Origin of the sequence: Actinoallomurus acaciae (assembly GCF_042429965.1) — a bacterium.
Taxonomy (GTDB): domain Bacteria; phylum Actinomycetota; class Actinomycetes; order Streptosporangiales; family Streptosporangiaceae; genus Actinoallomurus; species Actinoallomurus acaciae.
In genome coordinates this window covers 1-9,245 of record NZ_JBHLZP010000332.1, presented here as the reverse complement: position 1 = coordinate 9,245, position 9,245 = coordinate 1, and the positions used below count along the sequence as shown (strand labels likewise).

Genomic DNA, 9,245 nt, shown 5'->3' with positions numbered 1-9,245 from the left:
ACTGGAGATCGCGTACGGCGGGCCGGCGACGACACGGAAGGGCCGGCGCGGCAGCGGCAGGTCCAGCACGTCGGACTCGACGACGGTCACGCCCGTACCGGCGAACCGCTCACGCAGCCATGCGGCCCGGCCGGGGTGCGCCTCGACGGCGACGACCCGGGCTCCGGCGGCGAGCAGATGAGTGGTCAGCGCGCCACGGCCGGCACCGATGTCGAGCACGAGCTGCCCCGGGCGTACGCGGGCGTCCTCGACGACGCGCCGGGCCCACTCGTCAACGAGCGGGTGCCAGCCCCACGCCCGCCGCGACCGCCCGGAGGCGACCACGGCGCACCATGTTCATGAAGCACGTCATGCTCTCACCGTAGGAGGCCTCCGCACGACCAGGCAATCGAATTAAGCGCGCGTCCCTCCGTGGCGGGAGACTCCCGGGCTTAGCCGCGGCGATGACCGCGGCCTCGTCTCGGACCGAGCCCGAGGAGGCGCGTCGATGACGGTACGAAGCACGGCCGTGCTCGGCCCCGGTGACGCCGTCGGTACGACGTGACGAACGGACCGTCGTCCGGCTGGTCCCGAACGCCGAGCCGATCGGCTTGGACGTCGATGACCGCACCGCCTGGACGACACGCGCACCAGGCGGCGTCAGGCAGGCAACGACGCCGCCGGACGCGCCGGGGAGCGCTCCGCGCCCGAGCGATGGGGTGATGGGGTGATGGTGAGAGGCCCCTACCGATCCCCCCATTCTGTTCACTCGTGTTCACCCGTCATCGCCACCGGCAGGCGATGATCTTCGCCGCCACCGGTAAAAAGACCCCGGTGGGAGTCACGGTCGTGATGGCCTCGCGGGGAGACCTTCTGCGGACGCCGGACACGGCGTCCGGCAGGCCGAACTCGACGGGGGAACAGAAGATGACCAAATCCATCCGACGTCACACCGTGACCGCCGCAACAATGATCGCGCTCGGCGGCACCGCGGTGGTCACGCCGTACGGGTCCGCGGAGGCGTCGAGCTTCTCGGCCACCTACACCTGCAGCGTCCCGGTACTGGGATCCCGCCCGGTCACCATCAACGGAAGACTGACCGCCTCACCCGACCGCGCGACGGTGGGCCGCCCGATCCGCTTCCAGTTGCACATCGCCCGCCTGAACCTGCGCACACCGGTGGCGATCGACTCGTGGACCGCGGTAGCCGAAATCAACGTCAACGGCGCCCAGTCGACGTCATTCCGCATGACGGGAACCGGCGGCCCGGTAACCCCACGCCAGCCGATCAGCGGCGACCTGTTCGGCACGTGGACCCCGAGAACAACCGGCACCGACCGCTTCCGAGGCGCCAACGTGGCACTAACCGCCCGAGTAGCCCGCGTCGGCCAACTAACGGCAGCATGCACCCCAACCACCCCCCGCCCGGTAATGGAAACCACAACAGTCCACCCACACCAGAACACCGACATCTAACACTCACAACGCAAAGCCCCTCACCACCCCAACAAGACCCAACCAACCCCCACCCCAAGGAACCGTTGGCGACACGGAAGCGCAGGGACACGGGGACAGGCGCGGAGGCGCGAGGACGCGGAGGGACGGAAGCTCGGGGACGCGGAGGGGCGGAAGCGCGGGGACACGGGGACGCGGAGACGCGGGGACGCGGGAACCCGGAGACGCGGGGACGCGGGAACCCGGGAACCCGGAGACGCGGGGGCGCGGGGGCGCGGGGGCGCGGAAGCGCGGAGGCGCGGGGGCGCGGAAGCGCGGAGGCGCGAAAGTGCCGTAGCACGGGAGCTCGGAAGCGCAAGGGCGCAGTAGCGCGGGAGCGCAGGGAACGTGAAAGTGCCGTAGCGCAGAAACGCGAAAGCCCGGGGGCGAAGAGGCGCAGGGCGCGGAAGCGCGGGGACGCGGAGGGGCGGAAGCGCGGAGACGCGGAGACGCGGGAACCCGGAGACGCGGGAACCCGGAGACGCGGAGACGCGGGGGCGCGGAGACGCGAAAGTGCCGTAGCACGGGAGCTCGGAAGCGCAAGGGCGCAGTAGCGCAGGGAACGCAGGGAACGCGAAAGTGCCGTAGCACGGAAACGCGAAAGCCCGGGAGCGAAGGGGGCAGTAGCACGAGAACCCGGAAGCGCGGGCGCGCAGGGGCGCGGAAGCGCAGGGGCGCGAGAACGCGGAGGCGCGAGGACCCGGAGGCGCGGAAACGCAGGGCGCGGAGGCGGGGGGGGACGCGATAGTGCCGGGAAGCCCAGGGCCAAAGGGGCCAGTAGCGCGGAAACGTAGAGGACGCAGGGACCCCAAAACACGGAGGCGCGGGAGCCCGGGAACGTACAGACGCGTGGGGGGCGTGGGGGCGCAGCCCCCACATCGGGGGGAATGGGGGGTCGCCCCCCAAAAAAAATAGCGGCCAACCGCGAAACCGCCCCCGAGGGGCGGTGAGTACGGTCGGCCAGCCCGTGGAGCTATGGGGATTCGAACCCCAGACCTCCTCCATGCCATGGAGGCGCGCTACCAACTGCGCCATAGCCCCGCGCGTCTTTCAGGTCTCCCTGCGACGCCCCGTCAGTGTATCGGACCTGACGGCCATACCTGTAATCGATCAGCCGTCACTCGCGGCGCGGTCGTCGCTCAAGACCGGTTCTGGCAGCGTACCGGCGTTGTGCTCGACCAGACGCCAGCCGATTCGGCCCTCCTCCAGTACCGACCAGCAGCAGTTGGACAGGCCTCCGAAGCGGCCCCACAGCTCTTCGGGGAAGCCGAGCCAGTGCAGCATGCCGATGCGGACCGCCGCGCCGTGGGAGACCACGACGAGGAGGCCGTTGTCGGGGATGCGGCTCAGCGCGCGTTCGAGGGCGGCGTTGAAGCGCTTGGCCACCTGCTCGGCGGTCTCGCCGCCCGGTGGCTGCCAGATGGCGTGTTCGCTCGGGAAGCGGGTGCGGATCTCGTGGTTCGTCAGGCCCTCCCAGGCCCCGCCGCCGCGTTCGATGAGGTCCGGGTCATGGGTGACCGGCAGGCCGGTGACCTCGCTCAGCGCGCCGGCGGTGGCGCTGGCCCGTTGCAGCGGGGACGAGACGATCGCGTCCGGGCGGAGGGCGGCGAGGAGCCGGGCGGAGCGGGCCGCCTGCCGGACGCCGGTCTCGTCCAGGGGAATGTCGGTCGTGCCCTGGAAGCGGCGTTCGACGTTCCAGGTCGTCTGGCCGTGCCGCCACAACACGATCTTGCGCGGCTCGCTCATGAGCCCTCCTTCGCCACAGAAGTGACCGGGCACACGGCGTCGACTCGCTGACTCATGAACGCTCCCCCGCATCCGCGGCGGTGCGCCGCTCGGCCGCTGCGTCGCCGGCCGGGGGTCGTGGGGCTCACCGGCCCTCACCCGCGCGTACACGTTGTGCCGCGTGGGCGTTGATGTCCTTGGGCAGGGCCATCTCCGGGCAGTCCTTCCACAGGCGCTCGAGCGCGTAGTAGACCCGGTCCTCTTCGTGCTGGATGTGCACGATGATGTCGGAGTAGTCGAGGAGCACCCAGCGGCCCTCGCGCTCGCCCTCGCGGCGGATCGGCTTGGCGTCGGCGTCCTCGCGCAGGCGCTTCTCGATCTCGTCGACGATCGAGCGGACCTGGCGGTCGTTGGCCGCCGAGCAGAGGACGAAGGCGTCCGTGATGGCGAGCTGCTCGCTCACGTCATAGGCGATGATGTTCTCGGCCAGCTTCTCCGCCGCGGCCTCGGCGGCGATCTGGACCAGCTGGTTGGCCCTGTCGGATGCGGTCACGATGCTGTCGTGTTCCTCCCTGCGAGGACTTCGTCGTCAGTCGTCACGATAAAGCCCTCGTTTATTGATGTATTGCACGATTCCGTCTGGCACCAAGTACCACACGGGTTCGCCGGCCAGTACGCGTTCGCGGCACTCGGTGGATGAGATCGCCAGAGCGGGTACCTCGACGAGACTGACCCCGCCCCCGGGCAGCCCGGGATCGGCGAGGTTGTGGCCGGGTCGCGTACAGCCTATGAAATGCGCGAGGTTGAAGAGCTCATCGGCGTCACGCCAGGACAAGATCTCCGCCAGAGCGTCGGCGCCGGTTATGAAGAACAACTCGGCGTCCGGCCCGTGTATTTCGCGCATCTCCCGCAACGTGTCGATGGTGTAGGTCTTCCCTGGCCGATCGATGTCGACGCGGCTGACCGAGAACCTGGGGTTGGACGCGGTCGCGATCACCGTCATCAGGTAGCGGTCCTCGGCCGGGGACGTCTTGCGCCCCTCCTTCATCCACGGCTGGCCGGTCGGCACGAAGATCACCTCGTCCAGCGCGAAGAGGTGCGCCACCTCGCTCGCGGCCACGAGGTGACCGTGGTGGATGGGATCGAAGGTGCCGCCCATGACCCCGAGTCGACGTCTCATGGCGCGACCTTAACCAGCGGCACCGGCGACCGATTCGCATGCCCCCCTCGATGGAACGAGCGTCACCCCGCCGGACGGTGTCGCGTCCGCATCCGGCCGGGTTCGGCGGCTCCGCCAGGAACGGATCAGGCCGCTCGCCTCAGCCGTCCGGGCGCCCCGCCCGAAGCGCACACGCTCCCCGATCGGACTGGTCGGCCGGGGTAGGACGAGCGTCACAGGCCGGGCAGCGGCGCCTCTCCGGACTCCCAGGTCACCACGCGGACCGCCTTGCCGATCTCCACTCGCGGGACCGTGCCGGACGGCAGCACCCGGACGTCGCACGACAGGCCCAATTCGGCCGACAGCACCTGCTCCAGCCCCGCGTCCGCCTCCTCGCACGCCACGATGAGCCGGGGCATGGTCTCGCGCCGGTCGACGATCACCTGGTAGTGCGGCGAGGCGTGCCGCAGCAGCACCGCCTCGATCTCGCGCGGATAGACGTTCACCCCGCGGACGACCAGCATGTCGTCGCGGCGGCCCAGCACCTTGCTCATCCGTACGAGCGTGCGCCCGCACGGGCACGGCGCGGTCGTGAGCGACGCGATGTCGCCGGTGCGGTAGCGCAGCAGCGGCATCGCCTCGCGCGTCGTGGTGAACACCAGCTCGCCCGGCGTGCCCTCCGGGACCGGCGAGCCGTCCTCGCCGATCGCCTCGACGAGGAAGTGGTCCTCATTGACGTGCAGGCCGTCGCGTTCGAGGCATTCGGTGGCCACTCCCGGCCCGATGACCTCCGACAGGCCGTAGATGTCCAGCGCGGCCAGGCCGAGAAGGCCCTCGATCGTGCCGCGCAGCTCCTCCGACCAGGGCTCGGAGCCGAACAGGCCCGCCTTGAGGTTGAGCTCGACCCCGGCCTCCCGCGCGGCCTCGCCCAGGCGTACGGCGTAGGAGGGCGTGCAGGTCAGGATGTCGGGCCGCAGGTCGGCGAGCAGCCGTACCTGCCGCTCGGTCATGCCGCCGGACATCGGCACGACCGTGGCGCCGAGGGCGATCGCGCCCTGGTGGATGCCGAGCCCGCCGGTGAACAGGCCGTAGCCGTACGCGTTGTGCACCACGCTGCCCGGACCGGCGCCGGCGCAGACGAGGGACCGCGCGCACATCTCCGCCCACAGCTCCAGGTCGCCCCGCGTGTAGGCGACGAGCGTGGGACGGCCGCGCGAGCCGCTGGAGCCGTGCACCGCGACGACGTCGCGCATCGGCACCGTCAGCATGCCGCCGGGGTAGGAGTCCCACAGGTCCTGTTTGGTGGTGAACGGCAGCTTGGGCAGGTCGGCGAGCGCGACGTCCTCGCCGCCCGTGACGCCGGCCGCGCGCAGCCGCCCACCCTGGACACCGTCGGCCCGTACGAGCCGGTCGACCAGCTCGCGCAGGCGGGTCAGCTGCAGTGCCGCCCGCTCGTCGCGCGACATCGTCTCCGCGGGCCCGGGCCCGTACGCCTCCGTCATGAACCGGACCATAGATCGGGCACACGTGCTGGGGGAACCCCGAGCGCGGCACGAGCGTCGGACATAACATGCCGGACATGACGAGCAACACGCCCGACCGTTCACGCACGCGCTTTCCCGGGATCAGCTCCCGGGCCTACGAACATCCCGCCGACCGGTCGGCTCTCGTCGCCCTGCGGTCGCTGTCGGGGTTCGACACCGTACTCAAGCGCCTGGCGGGCCTGTTCAGCGAGCGCGCGATCCGGCTGATGTTCCTCGGCGGGAGCGTACGCGCGAGTGAGACGCAGTTCCGCAACATCAACGACATGGTCCGCGACAGCGCGTACATCCTCGACCTGCCCGAGGTGCCGGAGCTGTACGTCACGCAGGATCCCACGCCGAACGCCATGGCGATCGGCACGGACCACCCGTTCATCGTGCTCAACACCGGCCTGGTCGACCTGCTCGACGATGAGGAGCTGCGGTTCGTCGTGGCCCACGAGGTCGGGCACGTGCTCTCCGGCCACGCGGTGTACCGCACGATGGCGCTGATCCTGACCAACCTCGGCTCGCGGATCGCCTGGCTGCCGTTCGGCAACATCGCCATCTCGGCGATCCTCATGGGCCTGAACGAATGGCAGCGCAAGTCCGAGCTGTCCGCCGACCGCGCCGGGCTGCTCGCCGGCCAGGACGTCGACGCGGGCAAGCGCGCCCTGATGAAGCTCGCCGGCGGCGGCCGTCTCACGGAGATGGACGCCGAGGCGTTCCGCGAGCAGGCCCGCGAGTACGACGCGGCCGGCGACGTCCGCGACGGGCTGCTGAAGTTCCTCAACCTGCTGAGCCGCTCCCACCCGTACGCCGTGGTGCGCTTCGCGGAGCTGGAGCACTGGGCGAACGAAGGCGATTACCAGCGCATTCTCGGCGGCGACTACCCGCGCCGGACCGACGACGCGAACGCCTCGATCTCCGAGGAGATCAAGAACGCCGCCCGCGCCTACCGCGAGTCGTGGAGCCGCAGCGAGGACCCGTTCATCGGCGTGGTCAAGGGCGCGGCCGAGGGCGCGGTCAACGTGGGCGAGAAGATCTTCTCCCGCTTCGGCGGCCGCGGCGACGACGACCGCAACCGCGACTCCTGAGAGCGCCGCTTCCCATCCTTTGAACCCGGTGGCCGATCACGAAAAGAGTCGATCACAAGAAGAGCCGATCGTAAAAAGATAGGCGGGACGCCGGTTTCCGGCCTCCCGCCTATTCTTTTTACGGAAACGTCCCAGAGGGTGCTACGCACTCAGGACGAAGTCGGCCGTCGTGTTCGTAACGGCGTTCTGCGCGACACGCCCGGCCGCCACCTCCCCCGGCCAGGCGGCCTCGCCTCCGGGGACGAGCGCGGAGGCGGCCATCTCCGCCAGGGTGATGCCGCCGTTGACGAGCTTGTAAATCTTGTAGAGGCTCAGTCCGATCGGCACCGCGACACCGGCGATCAACGCCGTCACGAGCGCGCCCTTGTGGTGGTCGACGAGGTTGTTGATCGCGCCTTCCGGGTGGTCGACCGTCTGGGTCATCGACGTCCCGGCCGTTCCCTGGACGGCGGTGGTCGCCCGCTGCCCGTGGGTCTTCGCGTCGGTCACCGCGGGCTGCAGGTTGGTCGCGTGCTGCTGATACACGATGCCGGCGGAATGCGCCTTGTCCTCGTTGGCGTTCGTCCAGCCCGCGCCTCCGGCCAGGCCCATGAGGTTGAGCAGCTTGGCCATCCAGCCAGGGATCTCTATCGCCATTGGATCATGTCACCTTTCCGGCCGCGCACGGCCGACTCGCATCGAGCCCGGACCGGGCTCAGACCGGCTGTGTCAGGCCGGTGTTCGCTTCTTCCGCTCCGGTCATGTTCCCGGACATCGCCTGGATCGCCTGTCCGTGGCTGTGCAGCACGTCGAGGTTCTGCTGGCCGGTGGACATCATCATCTGATGGACCGCCGTGAAGCACCCGCCGAGCAGGCCGCCGATCAGGTCGTTCGGGTCCTTGTTCGGGTTCCACCACTCGCCGAGCCCCTCGATCTGCGTCTGAGTGTTGCTCAGCTGGGTTCGGGCATTCTCGTGGGCGGTCACGATGCCATCGCCGGACTGCTTCAGCTGCAGCCGGTCATAGTCGATCTGCTGGTCGGTCATCCTCGCTCCCTCAGCGCTCCGGTTCGATGTTGTTGATCACGTCGCTCAACGCACGGAAGTAGGACTCCAGCCGGGCCATGTTCCGTTCCCGCATCTGACCGAGTTGTTTCCTCACCGCGTCCGGATCGATGTCGGCCTCCGAATGCCGGTCCCGCGTCTTGGCGGCCAGGTCGTCCAGTGCGGCGTTCACCGCCGTCACGACGTCCCGTTCGAGTTCGACGGTGCCGCGCACCGCGCGGGCGTCCAGAACCAGTGACACGAGCCGGCCGCCGGGAACGCACACCGCGCGCACCGAGCCCCGGGGGGCCTCGCCCGTACCGGTGAGCTCCTCATCGCCGAGGGTGCGCGCCTCGTCCACCGTTCGCAGGACGCCGGACACCTCATCGATCATGTCGTCGACGTTCAGGGTCGGCAGGTCCCCGACTCTGACCCCGGCCTGACGCAGTTCCGCGGTGACCTCCGTGGCGAACTCCATACGCTGGTTCATGTCGAGCTTGAACTGCTCGTTCGCCTTCTGCAGGTCGGCGATGACCTCGCGCAGATCGAAATCCAGGTCCCCGCCGTCGAGACGCTGCGCACGGAAGTCCTTGAGCGCGGCGTTCACCGCCTCGATGAGAAGCCGGCTCAGGTCCTCCCGAGGCGACCGGAGCAGCCGCGCCTCCACGCGTACGGCCTCCAGCCGATCGTCGACCACGGTCACCCGAACGCGGCCCTCGTCGGCTTCGCCCACACCACGGACGACTTCTTCGGAGCCGATGTCCGGCCGCTCTTCCGACCACTGTGCCATGGGCCCGATCGTACCGCGATCAGGCCTTACATAAAGGATCGACGGCAATGCGAAAAGCGTCCCATTCGAGTCTTCGGTCGGCGCGGGAAGAGGCACCGAATTCAGTGGACGGAAACGGCGGCCGCACGCGGAGGCGGCCGCCCCCTGCCACGAACAGCGGCGAGCGCACCAGCACGGTTACGCGTAGCCTGGAGTTCACTTCTTGAACACCGTAGACCCGCTGGGGGACCGATGGTGGCGATGCCGGGCTCGCAGACGTCCCTGCGGGAGGCCAACCAGCGGCGGGTGATCCAGGCCGTCCGCGAGTTCGGGGCGCCGACCCAGGCCGACATCGCGCGCAGCACCGGGCTCTCCCGCGCCACCGTCTCCAACATCGTGCGCGAGCTGACCGCCGGCGGGCTGCTCGTCGTGACGCCGACGTCCGCGGGCGGGCGGCGGGCGCGGGCCGTGTCGCTCGCCC

11 protein-coding genes and 1 tRNA gene are annotated in these 9,245 nt (G+C 69.8%); 3 read left to right on the top strand and 9 right to left on the bottom strand.

What is annotated here, in order from left to right:
- The coding region (locus ACFFNX_RS33030; protein ID WP_378209789.1) for an rRNA adenine N-6-methyltransferase family protein at positions 1-324 on the bottom strand (324 nt) is incomplete at its 3' end.
- A 456-nt stretch (positions 325-780) separates the two neighbouring features.
- Here ACFFNX_RS33030 and ACFFNX_RS33025 point away from each other — a divergent pair.
- Complete coding sequence (locus tag ACFFNX_RS33025) at positions 781-1,455, top strand: hypothetical protein (RefSeq protein WP_378209788.1); 675 nt, start codon at positions 781-783, stop codon at positions 1,453-1,455.
- Between the two features lie 986 nt (positions 1,456-2,441).
- On the opposite strand, the gene ACFFNX_RS33020 is transcribed toward ACFFNX_RS33025, so the two are convergent.
- From ACFFNX_RS33020 to ACFFNX_RS33000, 5 genes are all read right to left on the bottom strand, one after another.
- Positions 2,442-2,514 (bottom strand) — tRNA-Ala (locus ACFFNX_RS33020).
- Positions 2,515-2,583: 69 nt separating this feature from the next.
- A complete protein-coding gene (locus tag ACFFNX_RS33015; RefSeq protein WP_378209787.1) occupies positions 2,584-3,219 on the bottom strand; it encodes a histidine phosphatase family protein in 636 nt (211 codons plus the stop codon).
- 124 nt (positions 3,220-3,343) lie between these two features.
- Positions 3,344-3,751 carry a ribosome silencing factor gene (gene rsfS / locus ACFFNX_RS33010; protein ID WP_378209786.1) on the bottom strand — a complete coding sequence of 136 codons (408 nt, stop codon included), beginning with the start codon at positions 3,749-3,751 and terminating at the stop codon, positions 3,344-3,346.
- Positions 3,752-3,787: 36 nt separating this feature from the next.
- Positions 3,788-4,378, bottom strand: coding sequence for a nicotinate-nucleotide adenylyltransferase (nadD, locus tag ACFFNX_RS33005; protein WP_378209785.1), 591 nt, complete (start codon positions 4,376-4,378; stop codon positions 3,788-3,790).
- 212 nt (positions 4,379-4,590) lie between these two features.
- Positions 4,591-5,859, bottom strand: coding sequence for a phenylacetate--CoA ligase family protein (locus ACFFNX_RS33000; RefSeq protein ID WP_378209784.1), 1,269 nt, complete (start codon positions 5,857-5,859; stop codon positions 4,591-4,593).
- Positions 5,860-5,936: 77 nt separating this feature from the next.
- Between ACFFNX_RS33000 and ACFFNX_RS32995 the strand changes: the two genes are divergently transcribed.
- On the top strand, positions 5,937-6,974 hold the full coding sequence (locus tag ACFFNX_RS32995) for a M48 family metallopeptidase (protein ID WP_378209783.1): 1,038 nt from the start codon (positions 5,937-5,939) through the stop codon (positions 6,972-6,974).
- Positions 6,975-7,115: 141 nt separating this feature from the next.
- Here ACFFNX_RS32995 and ACFFNX_RS32990 read toward each other — a convergent pair whose 3' ends face one another.
- Genes ACFFNX_RS32990 through ACFFNX_RS32980 form a run of 3 tightly spaced genes read right to left on the bottom strand, consistent with a single transcriptional unit; the run spans position 7,116 to position 8,785 of the window.
- The gene (locus tag ACFFNX_RS32990; protein WP_378209782.1) at positions 7,116-7,610 is read right to left on the bottom strand and encodes a hypothetical protein; all 495 of its coding nucleotides are present in this window, start codon (positions 7,608-7,610) and stop codon (positions 7,116-7,118) included.
- Positions 7,611-7,668: 58 nt separating this feature from the next.
- Positions 7,669-7,998, bottom strand: coding sequence for a hypothetical protein (locus ACFFNX_RS32985; RefSeq protein WP_378209781.1), 330 nt, complete (start codon positions 7,996-7,998; stop codon positions 7,669-7,671).
- A gap of 10 nt (positions 7,999-8,008) precedes the next feature.
- Positions 8,009-8,785: a YbaB/EbfC family nucleoid-associated protein gene (locus ACFFNX_RS32980; RefSeq protein WP_378209780.1), complete on the bottom strand. Its 777-nt coding sequence runs from the start codon at positions 8,783-8,785 to the stop codon at positions 8,009-8,011.
- Between the two features lie 240 nt (positions 8,786-9,025).
- Between ACFFNX_RS32980 and ACFFNX_RS32975 the strand changes: the two genes are divergently transcribed.
- Positions 9,026-9,245, top strand: a 220-nt coding sequence (locus tag ACFFNX_RS32975) for a MarR family transcriptional regulator (protein ID WP_378209779.1), incomplete at its 3' end; no start/stop codon positions are given.

Excerpts from the sequence above, each read along its gene's own strand:
- ACFFNX_RS33025 (WP_378209788.1), top strand. The coding sequence starts at position 781 with ATGATCTTCGCCGCCACCGGTAAAAAGACCCCGGTGGGAGTCACGGTC.
- ACFFNX_RS33015 (WP_378209787.1), bottom strand. The coding sequence starts at position 3,219 with ATGAGCGAGCCGCGCAAGATCGTGTTGTGGCGGCACGGCCAGACGACC.
- nadD (WP_378209785.1), bottom strand. The coding sequence starts at position 4,378 with ATGAGACGTCGACTCGGGGTCATGGGCGGCACCTTCGATCCCATCCAC.
- ACFFNX_RS33000 (WP_378209784.1), bottom strand. The coding sequence starts at position 5,859 with ATGACGGAGGCGTACGGGCCCGGGCCCGCGGAGACGATGTCGCGCGAC.
- ACFFNX_RS32995 (WP_378209783.1), top strand. The coding sequence starts at position 5,937 with ATGACGAGCAACACGCCCGACCGTTCACGCACGCGCTTTCCCGGGATC.
- ACFFNX_RS32990 (WP_378209782.1), bottom strand. The coding sequence starts at position 7,610 with ATGGCGATAGAGATCCCTGGCTGGATGGCCAAGCTGCTCAACCTCATG.
- ACFFNX_RS32985 (WP_378209781.1), bottom strand. The coding sequence starts at position 7,998 with ATGACCGACCAGCAGATCGACTATGACCGGCTGCAGCTGAAGCAGTCC.
- ACFFNX_RS32980 (WP_378209780.1), bottom strand. The coding sequence starts at position 8,785 with ATGGCACAGTGGTCGGAAGAGCGGCCGGACATCGGCTCCGAAGAAGTC.